The following is a 21,024-nucleotide window of genomic DNA, read 5'->3' as shown; positions in this document are numbered from 1 at the left end:
ACGGAAGTTTGCGCCAAATTGCACGTCGGTATTGCGTCGGTATCAGGGCGGTATCGCGACAGTGCAAGATTTGACGTCAACGCCAGCTTACATACCGGGGTCGACCGGCTCGATCACAGCGCCGCCACCTTCGACCCAGTCTTTGAATCCACCGAGATTATGCACGTCCTGATAGCCCATGTCCTTGAGCAGCTTGCCCGCCAGCGCGGCGCGGCCGCCGGAGGCGCAGTGCAACACCACCGGGCGATCAAACTGCAATTCCGGGTCGTGGAACTGTGTGGCCGGGTCAGCGCGAAATTCGAGCATGCCCCGCGGGATGTGGTGACTGCCTTCGGCGCGGCCATTGGCGGCCAGCTCGGGCGCGTCACGCACATCCAAGAGCAGCGCCCCGGCGGCAACTTTGGCCTGCGCGTCGGCAGCGGAGATTTTCGGGACAACCGCATGGGCGGCTTGCAGAAGGTCGGCGGCGGTGGTCGGCATGGGGGCACTCCTCTGATGTGTCTGCCAAGAGGGTAGGCACAGCAGCGCGCCCTGTTAAGGGGGCATCGCGCATCCGTGAGCGGAAATCGAAAAAGAAAGAAGGCGTCAGGTGATGGACGGCAGCGGATCAAAACACGACCCATGCCCACGACCTGACGCCTTCGTTTTGAATGGCCCTCAAAGCAGGTTGCCCCACCCGTCACGCGCATTCATCTCGCGCTGTCCCTTTTGCGCGGCCTCTTAGCGAGACCACAGGCCAGCCCCAAACGGAGCCAGTCCAACCCGCCCCAAAGATGGGGCAAGCCCATCCGGGCCAGTGCAGCGGGATCTGCTTGGCCTATCGCCACAAACGCAGCCCCAAAGGAGCCCGCTTCCGGCAAGAGGACAATCACCTCCCCCCAAACCGATGTTCAAAGCACCTTGCAGGTGACGCGCACTGGGTTGTGCGATCCGTCCGCGTGGTGTTGTCCCTTCTTCCCATCGGCCACCGCTCAGGCCTGTGCCGCCTTCCTGCCTGCAGGGCCCGCCGCCGTAGGATGAGGGCGGCCTGATCTCACAGGCATTTCGGCCAGCGATCCGTCGAATAGTCCAGCGTGGACGACGCGTTGTGGTGGGCCTCAAACGAGGCATCAAACGCGCCTTGCGAGGTCTGTTCCGGCAAGCCGTCCTTTCCCCGCGCCAGTCACTGGCGGGCATATGCCCCTCTCCGGAAGACCTCAGCGTCCCGCGCCGGATCTTGCGATCCCTTGCGTTGACTTGATGGTGGGTCAGGAGGGCCGAGTCGGGCAAGAAAAAAGTGACAGTTTTATGAAGGGTGCTGGGGGTAAGCCATTGGGGAAGCTTGGGGATTTCCTGTGGATAAGCTGGGGATGGGTTGGGAAAGGTGAGAGATGTGGGGGATTTGGGGAAGGATGGATTTTTGTGGCGGTGAGCGGCGTCTTGGAAACGGTCCAGTGGACCGTTTCAGCCGCGAACGGGCGGAGCCCAGCGGGCTGGATTGGGTTGGTACAGATTGCGCGCGGTGTGCGGGACGCGTTTGGCGGGTGTTTTGAGGGTTACGGCTCGCAACAGAGGGTAGCGCCTGACCCTGGGATGGGCGAACGGCGTCTTGGAAATCGTCCAGTGGACGATTTCAGCCGTGAGCGGGCGGAGCCCCGTGAAGCGCCCTCCCGTGGGAAGGGTCGGGCGCAAATGTCAGAAACACTTCGAACCGTCTCAAAGCCCGCCTAAATCTCAGCGTACGCCGCAGAGAACACCAAATGGCAGTGTTTGACCACCATTGCCAAGGTCAAGATCAAGTGAACCGTTAGGCCAACTATCACTGATGTAGAGAAGACGTTTGCCTTCCCAAACAGAACAAGCACAAGGACAATTGAAAGCAAAAGTATCGAGTTGAGAATAAGGTAAGAAATGTTGGAGTTAATGTCTCTGAACGCAAGTCTAAGGTCTTTAACTCTTTCTTCTGCAACGCTTTTTCGATTTTCCTTTAGAACCTCATCCGGCTCATTCGGGTCGAGACTCTCAACCTGTTGATCCTTAATTCCTTTGAATATCGTGAATGCTGAAACTTGCGCCCCAAAAAGCAGTGCGGAAAAAATCGCATACACAGAAACCAAGGAAGAGAACTGTTCTTTTGGTAGTTTGAGCTGACACCAGTAACTCGTTGTGGCTGCCAGTATGGGCACGCCGAAGAAAACTATTATCACCCCAAGCCTTTGTAGGAATGATAAATCTCTGTTCAACCCAGCCCAATAGTCTTGCCACACACATTTAAGGCTAAGGTGAGAGCTCATCCCAATACCTTCGAGAAATCAGAAATGTGATTAGAAACCGATTTTTGAATGCTCTTGAGTTCAGGATGTCTATCGGCGTCGCGGGTAACTTCATCAGTTATGTCGATTACTCCTGCGCTAGACGAAACCCCCAAAACTCCAATCCTTTTGTAAGAGCTGCCGACTTTCACTTCGGCAAACACCCCCTCGTAGTCAATATCGCCGACCTCCAGATGACCACCCATCTTAGTATCAAGATCCTTTAGTTTCCCAAAAGTTCCTCCCGCCCGAGCTTTGATGGATAGTTCCACATCAACTTTGTGAGATTTGTTTTCGGGCCGCAGAGCTTTCTCGATAACACTTTGATCAGCGTCCTTCTTGACCAGATGGATCTGCCTGACATCTCTGTTTCCATAGAGCTTTGCGTCATTTGGCATGACTTTGGAAAACGTAACTCTATGGTCAGGAAAGGCTAATGCGTGCGTGTTTGTAAACGCGCGATTAACAACTTCGACACAGGAGAGGCCCCCAAAAGACTGTAAGGCCAGCAAACCGTACTTTTTGCCTTCAGCAAACCAATACCGATAGTACAAAGGAATGGTATCAGCCTGGCTAGTGCCGCGATTCAACGCGATCTTGCCGGTATTTACGTCTTCGACTTGCGAACCGTAACCATATTTTCCGTAGCGCATCCAGCCGTGCGCGCTATTTTTAAAGTTCGGCTCAGGTTCGTAACGAACCATTCTGCTTTCGCCATCGTCCAATGCCGCTTTCGAGCACCTCGCTGAGAATTGCTGGGTAAATTCTAGTAGGTCGTTTGGTCCACCGTCAGAAGTTATTTTTTGGAGAGCGTGATTGTGAAACACCTGCACTTGATAAACTCTTATTCCGATTTGCATAACTGCCCCCGTCATTTTGGCAACAAGATAGAGACTCATAGTCAAACCTCAACCCTAACGAGAAAATTGCTTCCAAATGCCTCAACTTGCCCCCGGATCTCTGATCCGGATCGCGCCCGACCCCGCCCCCCAGGGCGGGTGCGATTTTGCAACGTCACATCAGACGGGACGCTGGGGGATGTGCGGACAGGCATGCGCCAAGTGGAGAGCCGCCCTCGGGGTCGGGCGCGACCCTTGCTGCTAGGCGGATGGCCACCATGGCAGGTCTTGGAACTTGACGCCGTCGCGCCACCAATTCCCGCCTCGCCCCTTCAAAACAGGTGCAGAGCGCAGTTGGTCGGCGATCTCGGCCAGGTCGTCTTCTGTTAGAAGCGGTGCCCAGAACTCACAATCTCTGGCGATACGGCCCAAGAAAATGTCGTTGTATTCCATGGTGCTGCACGCGCCATCGACGTGGTTTTCCAGCTTGGCCATTACGACCGAGTGGCATTCTGGGGTTTCGAGTGCAGCGGCGAAGGCTGAACCATCCCGGCCTTCTTGTTCGGCGAGGCGGACGAGATCGTAGAAGGAGGCTTTGTTGCGTTTGGGCATGGCGAGAACCCTGCACGCTATGCGGGTGGCGCGCAATCAGAAAGGCCGCTTGATGGAGCGGCCATTGGGGGATTGGGGCTGGCGTTGCGTGCCGTAAGGAACGGGGTGCGCCCGCGAAGGCTTTGCCTTCGCTTCCGCGCACTCGCGCTCGAAACTGGACGCCTTAGTCGTCCATTTTGAGCGCGGAAATAAATGCTTCCTGCGGGATGTCGACTTTCCCAAACTGGCGCATCTTTTTCTTACCGGCTTTCTGCTTGTCCAAGAGCTTGCGTTTCCGCGTGGCGTCGCCGCCGTAACACTTGGCCGTCACGTCTTTGCGCAGCGCTGACAATGTCTCGCGGGCGATGACTTTGCCGCCGATGGCGGCTTGGATCGGGATCTTGAACATGTGGCGCGGGATCAGGGTTTTGAGCTTTTCGCACATCGCCCGGCCACGCTGTTCTGCGCGGTCGCGGTGCACCATCATGGAGAGCGCGTCGACCGGCTCGTCGTTCACCAGCACGGACATCTTCACAAGGTTGTCTTCGCGGTAGCCGGTCATCTGGTAGTCAAAGGAGGCGTAGCCTTTGGTCACCGATTTCAGACGGTCGTAGAAGTCAAACACCACCTCGTTGAGCGGCAGGTCATAGACCGCCATGGCGCGGGAGCCGGCGTAGGTGAGGTCTTCCTGGATGCCACGACGGTCCTGGCAGAGTTTGAGCACGTCACCGAGGTATTCGTCGGGCACAAGGATAGTGGCCTTGATGCGCGGTTCTTCGAGGTGGTCGACCTTGGACATGTCGGGCATGTCGGCGGGGTTGTGCAGCTCGATCATCTCGGCGGGCTCGTTTTCCTTGCCCTTCATGTAGACGTGATAGATCACCGACGGCGCGGTGGTGATGAGCTCGATGTTGTACTCGCGCTCGATCCGGTCGCGGATCACTTCGAGATGCAAGAGGCCCAAGAAGCCGCAGCGGAAGCCAAAGCCCAGCGCGGCGGAGGTTTCCATTTCAAACGAGAAAGATGCGTCGTTCAGGGCCAGCTTGTCGATAGCGTCACGCAGGTCTTCGAATTCAGCTGAATCAACCGGGAAGAGGCCACAGAAGACCACCGGTTGCGCAGGCTTAAAGCCCGGCAGCGCTTCTTCGGTGCCGTGGCGGTCGTTGGTGATGGTGTCCCCAACGCGTGTGTCACGCACCTGTTTGATCGAGGCGGTCAGGAAGCCGATCTCGCCGGGGCCGAGGCTGTCAACCATCTGCATTTCCGGACGGAAGACGCCAACACGGTCCACCGAATGCAAGGTGCCGTTGGACATGAATTTGACGCGCTGACCCTTTTTCAGGGTGCCGTCCATAATGCGCACCAAAACGATCACGCCCAAGTAAGCGTCGTACCAGCTGTCCACCAGCATCGCCTTGAGCGGCGCGTCGATGTTGCCTTCGGGCGCTGGGAGTTCTTTCACGATGGCTTCGAGCGTTTCGTGGATGCCTTGGCCGGTTTTGGCGGAGACCTGAATGGCGCCGGTGGCGTCGATGCCGATCACGTCTTCGATCTGTTCCGCGACGCGGTCACAGTCAGAGGCTGGCAGGTCGATCTTGTTGAGCACAGGCACCAGCTCGTGGTCGGCCTCGATGGCCTGATAGACGTTGGCAAGCGTCTGCGCCTCCACACCCTGGGTGCTGTCCACCACCAAGAGCGAGCCTTCGACCGCTTTCATCGAGCGGGAGACTTCATAGGCAAAGTCGACGTGACCGGGGGTGTCGATGAGGTTGAGCACATAGGTCTCGCCGTCATCAGCCTTATAGTCGATGCGCACGGTGTTGGCTTTGATGGTGATGCCACGCTCCCGCTCGATGTCCATGCTGTCGAGCAGCTGTTCCTTCATGTCACGATCTTCCACCGTGCCCGTCTCCTGGATGAGGCGGTCAGCAAGGGTGGATTTACCGTGGTCGATGTGGGCCACGATGGAGAAATTGCGGATTTTGGACAGATCGGTGCTCATGCTGCGGGATATGAGGGGGAATCTTGCGTTGGTCAAGCAGCGCTGTAGGGTGCGGGGCGGGTTATTTGGGTTAACGAGGGGTTTTGGGTGGTGAGTGACGTGAACTTTGTGAATTTGGAGCAGTTGGAAGAGTGGCTGCTTGGTCAAGAGCCAGAATTGAGCCAAGCGATTGCTGGCAGATCCGCGTTGCGCGTGTTGCCTGCAGCAATGAGCGCGGTGGACAAATCATTCAAAGCCATGAACGGCGGAGTTTTTCTTCTGGCATGTTTTCGCGCTGTTATCACAACCGGAGTTGTTGTAGCGGCGCGACCGAAGGAAGCAGCGCGTTTACAACTAAATGCAGGCCGATCTGCTGGCGCGGCGGCGGATGCTGCTGCCTACTCTGCCGCTCGTTCCGCTGCTTTTTCGGCAGCGAGGTCAGTTGCTGATTCAACAGCCTACTCAACAGCCCGAACGGCCGCGCGATCTGCTGCACGTTCTGTTGCACGTTCAACCGACACCGCGTCAGCGCCGTCTGCAGGGACAACCACGGATGACGCCGCTATTTCAGATACGATGCTTCTAAGAAACCAAGCACCGGTGGTCGTATTTAAAGAAATGCTCTGGCCTGAAAACAACGCTGTTCAAGAAATGGTTGATCGCTGGGCTGCGTTTCAAGCACGCGAGGACCCAGACAGCACGTGGGCTTTCTGGAAAAAGTGGTATCGGGGAATGTTTGAAGGCACTCCAATGGATTGGGACCTGCAGTTGCAAGTAGCCTCAATTGATAATGCAGTTTGGGAGAAAGGTCCCGAAGCGATTGCAAAGACTATTCGCGACATTGAGACGGATTGGGTTGCAGGGGAACTACCACAGGCTGACGCTGTGGTGTTTGATGATAACGGTGATCAGTTTGCTATCGTTCCCACTGTTCTGTGCGCGGAAAAGATCGTGGATACCGCACTTCAACAGGTGGAGTTTGCATTGAAGATCGCCAGTCAAAGTAACTGTGGCCTCAATACGTCCTCGGTTGCTTGGCTCTATATCGAATTCACGCTGAACGACTGTCGCGAGAACGCTAGCGCAATCGAGCAAAACTTTGAAATCGCGCGCGAGGATATTGTTGAAGGGCTGAAGAATGGCACCTACTTCCAAGACCCAAAACTGTCAGCATTAGAACGAGTGCTGGATATAGCGGTGACGGATTTGCGAGCCAACCATCCGGAGGTTGTGGCGGCCTGGGAACAGCGTGTTCAGCATAAACTGCGAACTGCAAATGACGACCAGAAACAGCTAATTGTGGAAAAAGCGACAGAGTTGATAGCGGTCAGCTCACCAAACCTGGGTCAGGAATTGGCGCTGGATGCAAAAACCATTTCCACCTCGTCCGGCGAAGTTCAAGGTGGAGCGATCAGACGGTTCTTCGGACGCGTCGCACAAATGCGATTGATCGTACGCAGCTCAGAGATTGTGAAGCGGATTGATGCTAGCAGCGGCTACAAAGGCACTCGGGTTGTGCAAACGCTACACAGTCTGGTGGACATGATCATTGGCCTTTGGCCATTTTGATCAGAAAGCTTGCCGCAACAGAGGATTGCACCCGACCCCGAGGGCGGCCCTCCGTTTGGCACGTCTCTGTCCACGTATCCCCAACGTCCCGTCAGGCATAGCCGTCGCAAAATCGCACCCGCCCTGGGGGGCGGAGTCGGCTGCGATCCGGATCACAAGTGATCCGGTAAAAGGTGTCAAATTGCGTGCTAGAAAGAGCAGCGCCCGACCCTAGGTGGGTGCAAAGCGCCCTCCCTTGGGGAGGGGCAAGCGCGGCTCGGCTCTGCCGAGCTGTGTGACGGCGGATGTTAGTGCGCGCCCCCTCCCCCCACAAACTTGTGACCACAAAACCGCTGGTCTTTGCCTAACGCTGCCTCTAAAGACGCCGTCCCGCACAGGCATTGTGCGTGGACCTGCCGGGAATTTCCGGGCATCCCCCTTGATAACGCGCTTTTCTGACCCAAGATTCTGGGCCAGGGTTGGGGCACGCGCGGGATCAACAACACGCGCCCCCTTTATTGTCAGGGAAGACATTCATGCGCCGGCGATTGACCACTTTGATGTGTGCGGATTTGGTAGGGTATTCGGCCCTGATGGGCGAGGACGAAGCGCTGGCCGTGGCCTCTGTGCAGGAGCTGCGCAAAAAACATCTGGAACCTGTCGCCAAAGACCATGGCGGCGAGGTGCTCAAACGCATGGGCGACGGCTGGATTCTGGCCTTTCCCAGCGTCGAAGAGGCGCTGGATTGTGCCGAGGAGGTGCAGAGCAGCCTGGCGGAGCATGAGGTGATCAAACTGCGTATTGGCTGTCACATTGGCGAGATTGTCGAGGATGAGGCGGATTTCTACGGCAACGGCGTGAACATTGCCCAGCGGATCGAGACCGAAGCGCCGCCCGGTGGGGCGATGTTCAGCGAAGACCTGTTTCAGGCGCTGTCCAGCGAGCGGCAGGAAGAGCTCAAAGACGTGGGTGTGTTCAATCTGAAAAACATTGCCAAGCCGATCCGTCTGTATCAGTGGCGGCCTGCGAACCTGACCACTGCGCCGGACAAGGGCGCTTTGCCGTCGGTGGGGTTTGAGCGGTTTGTGGCGGCGCCGGAAACGCCGGACAATGCCGCGATTGCCGATGACCTGCATGACGGGTTGGTGCAGCTATCTCACAAACGCACCGGTGTGAGCACGATTGACACGGAAAACCTTGAGGCGACGCCGCCGGATTTCCTAATCCGCGGGCGGCTGCGGGTTGCGGGCACACGGGCACGGTTCACCATGTCTTTGATCCTTCGTGAGGACATGCAGACGCTGTGGACCGGCACCTATGAGGGCGATCCAAGTGATCCCTTTGCCTTTGTCGACGAGCTGATGCCACGGCTTGAAGGCGATGTGCGTCTGCAGACCATCCAACGGGATGGCGACCGGTTGGCACATCTGAGCCTCAATCAACTGAGCGTGTCGGAGCTGCGCGCGCGGGCGGCGTCAATGTTTTTCAAGCAGAATATTCCAAGCTGGGAAGACGGGTTGGCGGCGCTGGACCGCGCGGTCTTGCTGAGCCCCGGGGACGGCATGTCGCTGGCGATGCGGGCGCAGAGCCGGTTGAACTTGAGTGGTGTGCAGTTCTCGCAGCTGTCGCCGGAGATGCTGACACAGCTGGGCAAAGATCTCGATGTGGCGGTGGCGGAATGCCCGACCAGCGACTTTGTGTTCTGGGCGCGTGGTGCCTACCGGCTCAAGGTGAAACGCGATTTTATAGGGGCTGCGTTCGACATTGCCCGGTCGCGCGAGATCAATCCGAACTTCATTGGCATAGTAGATCTGATTGCCCAAAAAGCGTTTTTGGAAGGTGACAACGAAGGCGCGTTGGATGCGCTGAGTGCTTACGAGGAAATGGGCAGCGGGGATCCTTTCCGTATCAACCGGTTGTGTTTCAACGCGCGGATACTGCTTGGCGCGGGTCAGCCGGAGGCGGCGCATGTGGCCGCGCTTGAGGCGGCGGATCTAAGTCCGATGGATCGTGGCATTCAGCTGTTGAAGGCTTTGGCCTGTCAGAGGGCGGGCGATGCGGCGGGTCTCAAGGCGGCACGGGCAGCGGCGGCGGACCTGCCCAAGGCGCCGTCAGTGGCGATCAACCGGTTGGCGCTGCCGGAGGAGTTGGCGTGGTTGAACGACGCGCTGCATCCGGAGGCGGAGCCGGTTTGAGCTAGGGTTAGCCCTGTCGCAGCCGTCTCGCCGCGAGCCAGCTCAGCCCAGACATGATTGCGGCAGTGAACAAGCAGAGCCACAAGCCGCCGATCTGATAGCTGAGGCCGGAGAGCAGCGTGCCGAGCAGGCGGCCTGCGGCGTTGGACATGTAGTAGAAACCTACATCCATGGTGACGCGCTCGTCCGAGGTGAAGGCGAGGATCAGGTAGCTGTGAACCGAGGAGTTCACCGCGAAGACAAAGCCGAAGATCAGCAAGCCCAGGATCAGGATGGCGGTGAGCGCGTTGGAAGTATCGAGCAGCAGAACAGCGACGGTGAGGGCCAGCGGGATCAGAGTTAGATAGCCGACCCAGTTGATGGCTTTCTGCACCACCTCGTCGGTGGTGGCATTGGCGGCTTTCAGGATGCGCGGGGCGTTGCCTTGCACCGCGCCGTAAAGGATGATCCAGACCGCCATGAAGATGCCGATGATGAAGAAGGCCTCGCGGCGGCCCTCGGCGGTGCCGTCTGACAGGACCGCGTTGAAGTAAACCGGGATGCCGACCACAAACCACACGTCGCGCGCGCCGAAGAGGAACATCCGGGCCAATGAAAGCCGGTTGACGTTTTTGTCTTTGGAGAAGACCTGAGAGAACTTCGCCTTCTTGGAGCCTTGTGGCAGGCCGGAGGGCATGAAGACCACCACGCCAGCGAGGATCACCGCAAGGATGATGGCCATGCCCCAGACCGAGGCTTGGAAGCCCCAGATGGCAAGCAGCGCAGCCCCCAAGAAGAAGCCGCAGCCTTTGACTGCGTTTTTGGAGCCGGTCAGAAGAGCCACCCAGCGAAAGAGCCCCCCGCCTTCTTTGGGGGCAAGCAGTTTCACGGCGGATTTGGACGACATCTTGGAGAGGTCTTTTGCCACGCCGGAGGCGCCTTGTACGCACATCACAAAGACCACCGAGGCGGTGACGCCCCAAGCGGGGTCAAGCTGCGCCAGCGCGACCAGCGCGAGTATTTGTATGGTGAGGCCGGCGTAGAGCGTGGAGGTCAGGCCAAAGCGGGCAGCGATCCAGCCTGCAGACAAGTTGGTGACAATGCCCATGACCTCATAAAGCAGAAACAGATAGGCCAATTGGATCGGGGAGAAGCCCAAACCGTTGAAGTGCAAGAGCACCAGCATGCGCAGCGCGCCGTCGGTGAGCATGAAGGCCCAATAGGCGGCGGTGACGGTGATGTAGGCGGCAAGGCCGTCTGGTTTGTCAGTCTGGGATTCGGTCATCAAAATCACATAGGGGCGCGTCCGACCTCGGGAGAAAGCGAAGCGCCCTCCCATGGGGGAGGTCGGGCGCGGCCCGTGCCAGAGGCACGAGCCAAAGGGTTAGAGACTGGCGAGCACCATGCGGGTGACGTCAGCCAAACGGAAGGCATAGCCCCATTCGTTGTCATACCACGCGTAGATCTTCACGTGTTTGCCATTCACCACACGGGTCGACAGCGCATCCACAATGGTGGAGCGGTCGTCGTTGGTGAAATCACAGGAGACCAATGGGCGGGTTTCATAGCCAAGGATGCCTTCCAACTCACCGGCAGCGGCCTCGGCAAAGAAGCCGTTGACCTCTTCCGCAGTGGTGTCCCGGCTGACGTCAAACACGATGTCGGTCAGGGAGGCATTGAGCAGCGGCACGCGCACGGCGTGACCGTCTATTTTGCCAGCCATGTCAGGGAAAATCTGGATGATCGCTTTTGCAGAGCCGGTGGTGGTTGGGATCAGGCTGTTGAGGGCAGACCGCGCGCGGCGCGGATCTTTGTGAGCCTTGTCGACAATCACCTGCGTGTTGGTCACATCATGGATCGTGGTAAAGCTGGCTTGTTCAATGCCCAGTTTCTCCCGCATGACTTTCACAACCGGCGCAATGCAGTTGGTGGTGCAGGAGGCTGCGGTGATGACCTTGTGCACCTGCGCGTCGTAGGTGTCGTCATTCACACCATAGACAATGTTGGCAACGTCGTCTTCTTTCACCGGGGCGGAGACCACGACCTTTTTGACACCCGCGTCGAAGTAAGGTTGCAGCTTTTCGTTGGTCTTGAAGACGCCAGAACAATCGACCACCAGATCGATGCCCAGCTCCTTGAGCGGCAAGTCCTCAATTTTCCACGCGGCGGTCTTGCGCATTTGGTGCCCGTCGATGGTGATGCTGTCTTCGTCAAAGGCAAAGTCAGCGCGCCAGCGGCCGTGTACGGTGTCAAATTCCAAGAGGTGCGCATGCAGCTCTGCGTCGCCCACCGGATCGTTGAGCAGAACAATGTCGGCGTCCAGACCGAGGTCAAAGAAGCTGCGGATTACCAGCTTGCCCATACGGCCAAGGCCATTGATTGCGATTTTGGTCATCAGAAATTCCTCAATTTCTATCCCCGGTGAGACAAATCCTAAGGGCGGCGGCCGACCTCGGGAGAAAGCGAAGCGCCCTCCCGTGGGGGAGGTCGGGCGCTGCCCGGGCCTGACGGCCCGCGCTTGGATTTAGTTGAACCAGCCGCGGGTGCGATTGGCAAAAGCGACAAGAGACAGCATGACCGGCACTTCGACCAGCACGCCAACGACGGTGGCCAGTGCGGCACCCGAACCAAGACCAAAGAGAGAGATGGCGACCGCCACCGCCAGTTCAAAGAAGTTGGAGGTCCCAATCAACGCGCAGGGGGCGGCCACTTCAAACGGGACTTTCCAGAGCCGCGCGGCGCCGTATGCGATGAAGAAGATGCCGTAGGTTTGGATCAACAGCGGGATCGCGATCAACAGGATGTTGAGCGGCTGGCTCAGGATCACCTGCGCCTGAAAGCCAAAGAGCAGGACCACAGTCAGTAGCAATCCGCCAATCGAGGTTGGGCGCAGCTTGTCGCGGAAGGTATCAACGGCGACCTCGCCCCCCTGCCCCATCAAACGGTTGCGGGTGATGACACCAGCGACCAGCGGCAGCAAAATGTAAAGCACCACGGACAACAGCAAAGTGCTCCATGGCACAGTGATGTCGGTCACGCCCAGCAAGAAGGCCACGATAGGAGCAAAGGCGAAGACCATGATCACGTCGTTCACGCTGACCTGTACCAGCGTGTAGTTGGCATCGCCGCGCACCAGGTTGGACCAGACAAAGACCATGGCGGTACAGGGCGCTGCACCCAGCAGGATAACACCGGCGAGGTACTCGCTGGCGGTTTGCGGATCGATCCAAGGGGCAAAAATGTATTCGAAGAACAACACGCCCAGCGCGGCCATGGTGAAGGGTTTGATCAGCCAGTTCACCACCACCGTGATGACCAAGCCTTTGGGTTTGCGCCCCACATCCGAGAGCGCGCCAAAATCGATCCCGACCATCATCGGATAGACCATCGCCCAGATCAGCACCGCAACCGGTAGGTTCACGGAGGCGACTTCCAGACTGGCAAGCCACCCAAACAGACCTGGGAACAGGCTGCCCAGCGCAAGACCCGCGGCAATCGCCAAGGCCACCCAAAGAGACAGCAGGCGTTCAAATGTGCCTAGGCCCGCATCAAGTTCTGCACTGTGATCGCTCATGCTGCGGTTCCCATCAATCTACGGATGGCCGTGAGGATGTCCTCGGGCTCTTCGTTTGCGCCAATCACATCGAGGTTCTTTTGCAAGGCGACAGCGTCGAGCCCCGCCATCGGAAGGTTCACGAAGGCGGAGATCCGATTGCGCAACATGCGGTAGGTTTCCGAGAAGGCCACGCGTTTTTCGGCTTCGGAGCCCTCCACCTGCGTCGGGTCCGGCAAGCCCCAATGCGCCGTCATAGGCTGCCCGGGCCAGACAGGGCAGGTTTCCGCGGCGGCTTGATCACACACGGTGAAGACAAAATCCATTTCTGGCGCATCTGGGCCGGCAAACTCTTCCCAGCTTTTGGCGCGGGCAAAGCTTGTGTCATGGTTGAGACCTTGCAGCAGGTCCAATGTATAAGGGTGCGGCGCATCTTTGGGGGATGACCCGGCTGAATAGCCTTTAAAGCGGCCCATAGACTCGCGTTCTAGCACCGCCTCGGCGATAAGGGATCGGGCGGAGTTGCCAGTGCAAAGGAAGAGCACGTTGTAAGTTTTGTCGGTCATTTTGTGCGCTCCTTCAGCAACCACAAGTCAGGTCTTCAATGAGTGGCTGGCACAGCTCTGGCCGACCGCCGCAGCAGTCCTGCAGAAGAAACCCCAACATCCCGCGCATGCCGTCCGTGTCCGCAAAGTAGCGGATCACGCGGCCCTCTCGCTGGTTGCGCACTAGACCTGCTTGCAGCAGCACCGAAAGATTGGCCGAAAGCGTGTTTTGGCGCACGTCCAAGGCCTCGGCGATGTCCCCGGCGCTCATGCCTGCGTCACCTGCCGTCACCAGGAGACGGAAAGCTTCCAGACGGGTTTGCTGGGACAGGGCCGAAAAGGCAGTGAGGGCTGACATCATATCCATAATTCATGAAATATGGATATAAAGGGTGAGTCGCAAGCATTTCATGCCGGCTTTCTGGCCGGTTGCAGTGAAACTTTTGTGACGGCTTAAGCTTTACCTAACCAAAAACATCGACGGGGCGGTCTTCGAGCATGGTTTCCATGGAGAAGAAGCCTGTGACCGTATCGAGCTCATAACCTGTGGTCAGGCGGCGGTAGACGGCATCGTAGCCAGACATGCCCGAGGTGATGATTTTCAGCATATAGTCCCAGTCACCGCCAATTCGATGCATCTCCGCCACTTGAGGAATGCGCGCCACATGGGACTTGAACCCTTCGGCCCATTCCATGGAGTGATTGCGAGTGCGCACCATGACAAAGACGGTCAGATCGAGGCCCAGCGCCGTGGGATCGATGCGCATACGCGACCCCAAAAGCACGCCTTCTTCTTCGAGCTTTTTCAACCGCCGCCACAGGGCGTTTTGCGACAGGCCCACACGATCCGCCACTTCGCGTTGCGACAAGGAGGCGTCTCTTTGCAGAACATCAAGGATATTGCGATCAATCTGGTCGATTTTCTTACTCATGCCGATCATATAACCACAAAATTACCCCTTTGGCGATGAGAAAGGGAGAAAATATCTATTTCGATAGGGCTAACATCCCCTCAAGACGCGCATGAGGACAAAAATGACCAATCTGACCGCCCCTTTTGAGACATTTGCCAACACGCTGAAGACCGCGAAGGATCCGCAAGAGTTCCTGCGGACCGGATTGATTGGGGGTGAGGCGCTCATTGACACCCCAACCGGCCCAAAGAAGCTGGTCTATGCGGATTATGTCGCCTCTGGGCGGGCGCTGCGTCAGGTGGAGATGTTTGTCATGGAAGAGGTCCTGCCGTTCTACGCCAACACCCACACCGATGCGTCCTTCTGTGGTGCGCGCATGGGGGCGTTGCGTGAAGGGGCGCGGGAGGTTGTGCGGGAGCATTGCGGCGCGCGGGCTGGCGAACATGCGGTGATTTTCTCCGGTTCCGGTGCGACAACCGGTCTGAACCAGTTGATGCATCTGATGGGCGTCGGCGCTGGCGATACTGTTCTTGTGGGCCCTTACGAGCACCATTCCAACCTGCTGCCGTGGCGTGAAAGCGGTGCGGATGTGATCGAAGTGCCGGAGGGCGATCTGCCTGGCCCGGACCGCAAAATTCTGACCCAGCTGCTCACGGAGCGGGGGGCCACAGGCCGTGTGATCGTGGCGCTCAGCGCTGCGGCCAATGTGACAGGGGTATGCACGGATGTGGCGGCGCTGACCCGGCTGGTCAAACACCATGGGGGGATCATGGCGTGGGACTATGCCGGGGGCGGGCCTTATTTGCCGATGCAGATGACACCGGTTGAGGGGGTAGAGATCGACGCGCTGGTGTTTTCACCGCACAAGTGCATTGGCGGCCCCGGTGCGAGCGGTGTGCTGGTGATGCGCGAGGAGCTGGCCTGTGCCCGTGTGCCCTATCGTCCGGGTGGCGGCACCGTGGCTTTTGTGAACGCGCATCAGCATGACTATGTGACCAAACTGGAGCAGCGCGAAGAAGGGGGCACGCCAAATGTGGTGGGAGACATTCGTGTGGCGCTGGCGCTCAAGGTGAAAGAGGTGATTGGCCAAGAGGCGATGGCGGCGCGCAATGTTGTGCTGACCGCGCGGGCCTTTGCCGCTTGGGAAAACGAACCAAGGCTGCGGATTTTGGCACCGGAGCGCAAAGAGCGCCTGCCAATCCTGTCGTTTGTGCCGCTCAATGCCTATGGCGAGCGCATTGACCACAACGCCTTCACCCGCGCGTTGTCCGAGCAATATGGCATTCAGGCGCGCGGCGGGTGTTCCTGCGCCGGACCTTATGTGCATGAACTGCTAAAGATTGGCGACGATCAGTCCTCGGTCATTCGTGACGATATCCTGCAAGGGCCAGGCACATCCAAACCCGGATTTGTACGTCTGAACTTGAGCGTGTTGATGACGGATGAAACCGTGAACTATATCCTGGCGTCTGTGGCCGAACTGGCGCGCAGCTGGGACCTTGAACCGCAAACAGCGATGGCAAGCTAAAGCGTTGTTGCGCGGTACTTGAAGGCGCCTGAGCCGCGGGCAATGACCTCACCGGTCTCGTCCGTGATGGTGCCTTCGGCAAAGAAGGTCTTGGCGCCCCCGCCCGTGCGCCAGCCTTCGGCGATGAGGCCTTTGCCTTTGGGGCGGCTCAAGAAATTGGTGGTCAGCGAAAGCGTGAGGGCCAGTTTCTTGTGATCTTGCGTGCCGGTGAAGCAGCCTGCAAAGCCCATGACCGTATCCAGGAGCGTCGCGTAGATGCCGCCGTGGGGAATGCCCGCGCGGTTCATCAGGTGTGGCGCAATCGGCAACGCGAGCCGGGCGTAGTCTGTGTCCCAATGGGTGAGCTCAAACCCGAGATGTTTTTGCAGCTCGTAAGGGGCTTCGTCCAAAGCGGGGTCGAGTGGGGCGTGGGTCATGAGTTGGTCCATCTAAATCTGTTTCGCTCGGCATCGCCGGGCTACCCATTGGCAGGCGCATTCGCGCCAGCCCAGGCAGGCTTCGCCCTATGTTAAGGCAATCACACCGCGGTTAAACCACCGTCAATCGCAATCGCCTGTCCGGTCATAAAGCTATTCTCGGGCGCATTGATCCACAACATCGCCTGCACCACCTCTTCGGGTTTGGATACCCGGCGCATGGGCACGCGGCTGGCGATGTGGGTCATGGCGTCTTCGCGGCTCAGACCAGAGCGCTCACCCACGATGTCCGCCATCTCGTCTACCATAGGCGTCGCCGAGAAGGAGGGACAGATGGCGTTCACGCGGATACCGCGCGTGGCGTTTTCGTCTGCCGCCGCCTTGGTTAAACCCACGACGGCGTGTTTGGCAGCGGAATAGAGTGACAGATGGCCGGAGCCGACAAGCCCAGCGGCGGAGGCCACGTTGAGTATCGCGCCGCTGCCAGCCTTTTGCATCAACGGAATCTGATGTTTCATGCAGAGGAACACGCCTTTGGCGTTCACGTTCATCATCAGATCGAAGTCCTCGGTGGTGAGGAATTGCAGCGGTCGCACATCGTGACCGATACCTGCGTTGTTGATGCCAATATCGAGGGTGCCGAAGGTCTCGGCGATGTTGGCGACATGGGCGGCCACTTGGGCTTCATCGGCGACATCTACCTGATCCGCGACCACTTCGACACCTTTGGCACGCAGGCCACCCGCCACGGCGGCAAGTTTGTCTGCGTTGATGTCCGACAGGCCAAGTGTTGCACCTTGCTCGGCGAAGTTTTCGGCCGCCAGCGCGCCAAACCCACTGGCGGCGCCAGTGATCATCACCAGCTTATCCTGAAACATCTTACCCACGTTTAGAGGCCTCCAGTCCTGCCATGGCAAACATCGGTACAAAGGTGCCCAGCTTGGCGGCGCGTTTGGGGTCTGACGCATTGCCATCCAGCGCGCGTTTTTTCACGCCTTGGATGATGGCGCCCATACGGAAGAAACAGAACGCCAGATAAAAGCCGAATTTCTCGATGCCCGGCAGGCCCATGCGTTTGCAATAGGCGGCGATGAACTCTTGGTCTGTCGGCAGGCCCAGCGCGGCGCGGTCGACACCAGCCAGCCCCCTGCCCTCGTTGCCCGGTGGCATTTGCCATTGCATGATCACGGCGGCCAGATCGGCATAAGGATGGCCAATGGTGGACAGCTCCCAGTCGAGCACCGCGACAACTTCGGGGCGGTCTTTGGCAAAGAGCATATTGTCGATGCGGTAATCGCCATGCACCAGAGTGCGCTTGCCGTCGTCAGTGGGGATGTTGGCGGTGAGCCAGTCGATCAGCTGATCCATCTGCGGGATCGTTTCGGTTTCGCTGGCACGGTATTGTTTGGTCCAGCGGCCGACTTGACGCTCAAAGTAGTTGCCCTCTGGGCCATAGTCCGACAGGCCGACGGCGTTGATGTCGACGGAATGGATGGCGGCGAGCACGCGTCCCATTTCATCGATGACTTGGGCGCGCTGGTCGTTGTCTAGTTCTGGCAGGCGCGGGTCGTCGAAAGTGCGCCCCTCAACAAAATTCATGACGTAAAAGGCGGACCCAATCACGTCATCGTCTTCACACAGAAGGTGCATGTTGGCGACGGGAACGTCGGTGTCGGCGAGCGCTTTTTGCACGCGATATTCTCGATCCACGGCGTGGGCAGATTTGAGCAGCACACCGGGCGGCTTACGGCGCAGGACGTATTGGCCGGACGGGCTATCAAGCCTGAAAGTGGGGTTGGATTGGCCCACGTCAAACTTGGTGGCCTCAATGGGTCCTCCAAAACCGTCGAGATGCTCGGTGAGCCAGCGCGCAACGGCGGCGGTGTCCAAGGTGGTTGCGTCCATCGGTGTCTCCTCCCCAGATCCACGTTAGCTGTAAGTCAGCATCTCGTCTTGGTTGCTGCCGTCAATGTGTGGGGTTTCGTTAAACCCGTTGAGCCATGTATGGCCCTTGGCCATGACCAGCCGGGCCACGGCGCAGTTTTTGACCTGCAACTGTAGCAGGATCATCTGTTCTGCAGGCGCGTCCAGCACGTCGGCAATGGTGCGTCCGATGGCACCGCCGGAGCTGACCGCGAGGGGCGTTTTTGCGCCGGACGCGGCCACAATGGCGCGGGCTTCTCGCACGCGGTCTGTGAAGGCGGCAAAGCTTTCCGGTGGGTTTTCGATCTCACCGCGTTGCCATTCGATCACCGTGTCACGCAAGATGCGGAAGTGGGTTTTGCGATCGTCATGCAACCCGGCCGGTTTGTCATCTCGGTTGGCGTAGCGGGCTTCGAGCAGCCCGCCAAAGTCAAATTCGTTCCACCCCGGCACGACAATCGGCGCAAGCCCGGTGCCCAGCGCGCTTTCGATGCCTTCCCAGGTTTGGCGATGGCGTTTTTGCGCGCCAATGAACACCGCGTCCGGCCTCACACCCTGGCGTTTGAGCGCCGCGCCCAGCGCTTGGCTCTGTCGATGGCCGAGGTCAGACAGGTTGTCATAATCAGCCGCACCAAAGCTGGCTTGCGCGTGGCGGATGAGGTGGAACATTTGGCTCATTTCATGCGATCCTGAAGGCGCTCCCAGGCAGCGATATATTCTCGCTCCAGACGGTCAACCAGATCGACAGTTTTGGTGACTTCCTTCACAGCGCCAATGCCTTGGCCGGAGCCCCAGATGGTTTTCCATGCCTTAGGTTTTTCGCGGTCGCCGCCAAAGTCCATCGTTTTCACGTCTCCGTCGGGCAAATTGTCCGGGTCCATGCCCGCGTTGGTCACAGAGCCTTTGAGGTAGTTTCCGGACACGCCGGTAAACAGGGACGAATAGACGATGTCTTCGGCGCCGCTGTCGACAATCATGTCTTTGTAGCCTTGTACGGCGTTGGCTTCTTCCGTGGCGATAAAAGGCGAGCCGATGTAGCCGAGGTCGGCCCCCATGGCTTGTGCCGCCAAGAGGGATGCACCGGTGCCAATGGAACCTGACAGCAGCAAAGGTCCGTCAAACCACTCGCGGATTTCACTAATGAGAGCCAGCGGGCTTTGCGGGCCAGCATGGCCGCCAGCGCCTGCGGCCACGGCGATGAGGCCGTCCGCGCCTTTCTCGATCGCCTTTTTGGCAAACTTGTTGTTGATGATGTCGTGCAGGGCAATGCCGCCGCAATCATGGGCCGCGTCGTTGACCTCCACACGCGCGCCAAGGGATGTGATCCAGATGGGGACCTTGTGTTTGTGACACAGCTCGATGTCACGCTCGAGCCGCGTGTTGGAGCGGTGCACGATCTGGTTGACCGCAAAGGGCGCGGCAGGGCGGTCCGGATTTTCTTGGTTGTGGCGGTCCAGCTCTTCACGGATTTCTGTCAGCCAGGTGTCCAGCAGAGGGTGTTCGCCCTCGCCTTCGCGGGCGTTAAGCGCTGGGAAGCTGCCGATGATGCCTGCCTTACACTGGGCAATGACCAGCGCGGGTACGGAAATGATGAACAAAGGCGACGCAACTGCGGGGATGCGCAGACCTTGTAGGGCCTTTGGAAGGTGGCTGTCACCAGACATGAGACACTCCTGTTGTTGGTGTCAGGATAAGGCCGCGCGCGGGGCGCTCAAGCAAGAAGCTGGCAAAGTAACATGACGTCACTTTGGGGGAGCCTCTGCGGAGGGTTGGTCTGCGCGGCGGCTTTAGGGAGCCTCCGGCGGAGGTATTTGGAGAAAGAGAAAGCGGTTATGGCGCAAGGAACTTGCGGATGTGCCGGGCAATTTCAGCGGTCTTTTGGTGCAGAAGCCAGTGATCGGCCTCCGGGATGGTTTGCAGGGTAAGATCGGCGCAGTGATCTTCGAGCCCCGCGTAACACTCCGGCAGCAGTGCTGTGTCGTTCTCGCCCCAGAGCAATAGGTGGGGCATCGGCACATGCAACAGATGGGGCGGCAGGTTGGGTAGGACTTCCCTTGACAAGGGCACGCCGGGAGCGGCCACCTTGAGGAACGAGGCGCGGTACCAATTGACCATGCCACGGATGTGATCGGCATCCCCCCAGGCAGTTTGATAAGCGGCAAGCTTCTCCGGCGTCATCCAGGACATGTTCATATGTTTGGAGAAGATGCCCAACATGCGGGCGTGGTCGTTGGCTGCGAGTTTGTCCTCAGAGCCCTCAGCACGCAGCCAGTTGATGTATTGGCTGGCTTCCGATTGCGCACCCCCTGCGGCCAGAGCGCGTTGAAAGGGGATCGGGTGCACGCCGTTGGCGACAATCAGCTTTTGCAGGCGGTCGGGATAGCGGAAGGCCAAGCCGTAGGCCACGGCCGCGCCCCAGTCATGACCGAGGACAGCCGCGATGGGGGCGTCGGGACTGTAGTGGTCGAGCACGGCAAGCGCATCGCCAACCAGCTTGGAGGCAGCGTAGTGGTCTACCTCGGCGGGCCGCCAACTTTGGCCGTAGCCGCGCTGATCCGGGGCGATGCAGAAGTACTCCTCTTCCAGCTGCGCAATGAGCTCGGCAAAGGCACCGGAGTATTCCGGGAAGCCGTGCAGCATCAGGATCGCAGGCTTAGAGGGATCGCCGGCCACCATCACGTGGAAGTCATGGCCGGCGATTTTCAAGGTATCGCTGCGCAA

General features: G+C 58.7%; 20 protein-coding genes. 3 read left to right on the top strand and 17 right to left on the bottom strand.

All coding sequences use genetic code 11. The annotated features are described in order from the left end of the window. Window positions 1–87: 87 nt before the first annotated feature. The 5 genes from SIB92_RS20180 to lepA all read right to left on the bottom strand — a co-directional run bounded on the left by SIB92_RS20180 (window position 88) and on the right by lepA (window position 5,723). On the bottom strand, window positions 88–480 hold the full coding sequence (locus SIB92_RS20180; protein ID WP_412553697.1) for a rhodanese-like domain-containing protein: 393 nt from the start codon (window positions 478–480) through the stop codon (window positions 88–90). A gap of 1,226 nt (window positions 481–1,706) precedes the next feature. Further along, window positions 1,707–2,273 carry a hypothetical protein gene (locus SIB92_RS20175; RefSeq protein ID WP_412553696.1) on the bottom strand — a complete coding sequence of 189 codons (567 nt, stop codon included), beginning with the start codon at window positions 2,271–2,273 and terminating at the stop codon, window positions 1,707–1,709. Continuing rightward, window positions 2,270–3,190 (bottom strand): hypothetical protein, encoded by a 921-nt coding sequence (locus SIB92_RS20170; RefSeq protein ID WP_412553695.1) that lies wholly within the window; start codon window positions 3,188–3,190, stop codon window positions 2,270–2,272. The genes SIB92_RS20175 and SIB92_RS20170 overlap by 4 nt, the downstream gene beginning before the upstream one ends. Window positions 3,191–3,391: 201 nt before the next feature. Continuing rightward, window positions 3,392–3,742 (bottom strand): hypothetical protein, encoded by a 351-nt coding sequence (locus SIB92_RS20165; RefSeq protein ID WP_412553694.1) that lies wholly within the window; start codon window positions 3,740–3,742, stop codon window positions 3,392–3,394. A gap of 163 nt (window positions 3,743–3,905) precedes the next feature. After that, complete coding sequence (lepA, locus tag SIB92_RS20160) at window positions 3,906–5,723, bottom strand: translation elongation factor 4 (RefSeq protein WP_412553693.1); 1,818 nt, start codon at window positions 5,721–5,723, stop codon at window positions 3,906–3,908. A 90-nt stretch (window positions 5,724–5,813) separates the two neighbouring features. On the opposite strand from lepA, the gene SIB92_RS20155 reads away from it, so the two are divergent. Both SIB92_RS20155 and SIB92_RS20150 read left to right on the top strand, forming a co-directional pair. Continuing rightward, complete coding sequence (locus tag SIB92_RS20155) at window positions 5,814–7,271, top strand: hypothetical protein (protein ID WP_412553692.1); 1,458 nt, start codon at window positions 5,814–5,816, stop codon at window positions 7,269–7,271. Between the two features lie 515 nt (window positions 7,272–7,786). Next, window positions 7,787–9,445 carry an adenylate/guanylate cyclase domain-containing protein gene (locus tag SIB92_RS20150; RefSeq protein ID WP_412553691.1) on the top strand — a complete coding sequence of 553 codons (1,659 nt, stop codon included), beginning with the start codon at window positions 7,787–7,789 and terminating at the stop codon, window positions 9,443–9,445. Window positions 9,446–9,452: 7 nt separating this feature from the next. Here SIB92_RS20150 and arsJ read toward each other — a convergent pair whose 3' ends face one another. The 6 genes from arsJ to SIB92_RS20120 all read right to left on the bottom strand — a co-directional run bounded on the left by arsJ (window position 9,453) and on the right by SIB92_RS20120 (window position 14,454). Further along, window positions 9,453–10,709: an organoarsenical effux MFS transporter ArsJ gene (arsJ, locus tag SIB92_RS20145; RefSeq protein WP_412553690.1), complete on the bottom strand. Its 1,257-nt coding sequence runs from the start codon at window positions 10,707–10,709 to the stop codon at window positions 9,453–9,455. A 99-nt stretch (window positions 10,710–10,808) separates the two neighbouring features. Further along, a complete protein-coding gene (locus SIB92_RS20140) occupies window positions 10,809–11,819 on the bottom strand; it encodes an ArsJ-associated glyceraldehyde-3-phosphate dehydrogenase (protein WP_412553689.1) in 1,011 nt (336 codons plus the stop codon). A 129-nt stretch (window positions 11,820–11,948) separates the two neighbouring features. Then, window positions 11,949–12,998, bottom strand: coding sequence for an ACR3 family arsenite efflux transporter (gene arsB, locus SIB92_RS20135; RefSeq protein ID WP_412553688.1), 1,050 nt, complete (start codon window positions 12,996–12,998; stop codon window positions 11,949–11,951). After that, the gene (locus tag SIB92_RS20130; protein WP_412553687.1) at window positions 12,995–13,543 is read right to left on the bottom strand and encodes an arsenate reductase ArsC; all 549 of its coding nucleotides are present in this window, start codon (window positions 13,541–13,543) and stop codon (window positions 12,995–12,997) included. Before SIB92_RS20130 ends, arsB begins: the two co-directional genes overlap by 4 nt. A gap of 13 nt (window positions 13,544–13,556) precedes the next feature. Continuing rightward, window positions 13,557–13,889 carry an ArsR/SmtB family transcription factor gene (locus SIB92_RS20125; protein ID WP_412553686.1) on the bottom strand — a complete coding sequence of 111 codons (333 nt, stop codon included), beginning with the start codon at window positions 13,887–13,889 and terminating at the stop codon, window positions 13,557–13,559. Between the two features lie 97 nt (window positions 13,890–13,986). After that, window positions 13,987–14,454, bottom strand: a complete 468-nt coding sequence (locus tag SIB92_RS20120) for an Lrp/AsnC family transcriptional regulator (protein ID WP_412553685.1) — start codon at window positions 14,452–14,454, stop codon at window positions 13,987–13,989. Between the two features lie 103 nt (window positions 14,455–14,557). Between SIB92_RS20120 and SIB92_RS20115 the strand changes: the two genes are divergently transcribed. After that, window positions 14,558–15,964, top strand: a complete 1,407-nt coding sequence (locus SIB92_RS20115; protein WP_412553684.1) for an aminotransferase class V-fold PLP-dependent enzyme — start codon at window positions 14,558–14,560, stop codon at window positions 15,962–15,964. Here SIB92_RS20115 and SIB92_RS20110 read toward each other — a convergent pair. The 6 genes from SIB92_RS20110 to SIB92_RS20085 all read right to left on the bottom strand — a co-directional run bounded on the left by SIB92_RS20110 (window position 15,961) and on the right by SIB92_RS20085 (window position 21,024). Next, the gene (locus tag SIB92_RS20110; protein ID WP_412553683.1) at window positions 15,961–16,380 is read right to left on the bottom strand and encodes a PaaI family thioesterase; all 420 of its coding nucleotides are present in this window, start codon (window positions 16,378–16,380) and stop codon (window positions 15,961–15,963) included. The two genes, SIB92_RS20115 and SIB92_RS20110, sit on opposite strands and share 4 nt — an antisense overlap. Window positions 16,381–16,481: 101 nt before the next feature. Continuing rightward, the gene (locus SIB92_RS20105) at window positions 16,482–17,258 is read right to left on the bottom strand and encodes an SDR family NAD(P)-dependent oxidoreductase (protein ID WP_412555876.1); all 777 of its coding nucleotides are present in this window, start codon (window positions 17,256–17,258) and stop codon (window positions 16,482–16,484) included. 1 nt (window position 17,259) lies between these two features. Beyond that, a complete protein-coding gene (locus SIB92_RS20100) occupies window positions 17,260–18,285 on the bottom strand; it encodes a phosphotransferase family protein (protein ID WP_412553682.1) in 1,026 nt (341 codons plus the stop codon). 24 nt (window positions 18,286–18,309) lie between these two features. Then, window positions 18,310–18,981, bottom strand: a complete 672-nt coding sequence (locus SIB92_RS20095) for a histidine phosphatase family protein (protein WP_412553681.1) — start codon at window positions 18,979–18,981, stop codon at window positions 18,310–18,312. Next, window positions 18,978–19,967 carry an NAD(P)H-dependent flavin oxidoreductase gene (locus tag SIB92_RS20090; protein ID WP_412553680.1) on the bottom strand — a complete coding sequence of 330 codons (990 nt, stop codon included), beginning with the start codon at window positions 19,965–19,967 and terminating at the stop codon, window positions 18,978–18,980. The genes SIB92_RS20095 and SIB92_RS20090 overlap by 4 nt, the downstream gene beginning before the upstream one ends. A gap of 166 nt (window positions 19,968–20,133) precedes the next feature. Beyond that, on the bottom strand, window positions 20,134–21,024 hold the full coding sequence (locus SIB92_RS20085) for an alpha/beta fold hydrolase (RefSeq protein WP_412553679.1): 891 nt from the start codon (window positions 21,022–21,024) through the stop codon (window positions 20,134–20,136).

The sequence above is a fragment of the Shimia sp. MIT1388 genome (assembly GCF_047124445.1).
GTDB lineage: Bacteria > Pseudomonadota > Alphaproteobacteria > Rhodobacterales > Rhodobacteraceae > Shimia.
This window is presented reverse-complemented; position numbering and strand designations above follow the sequence as displayed.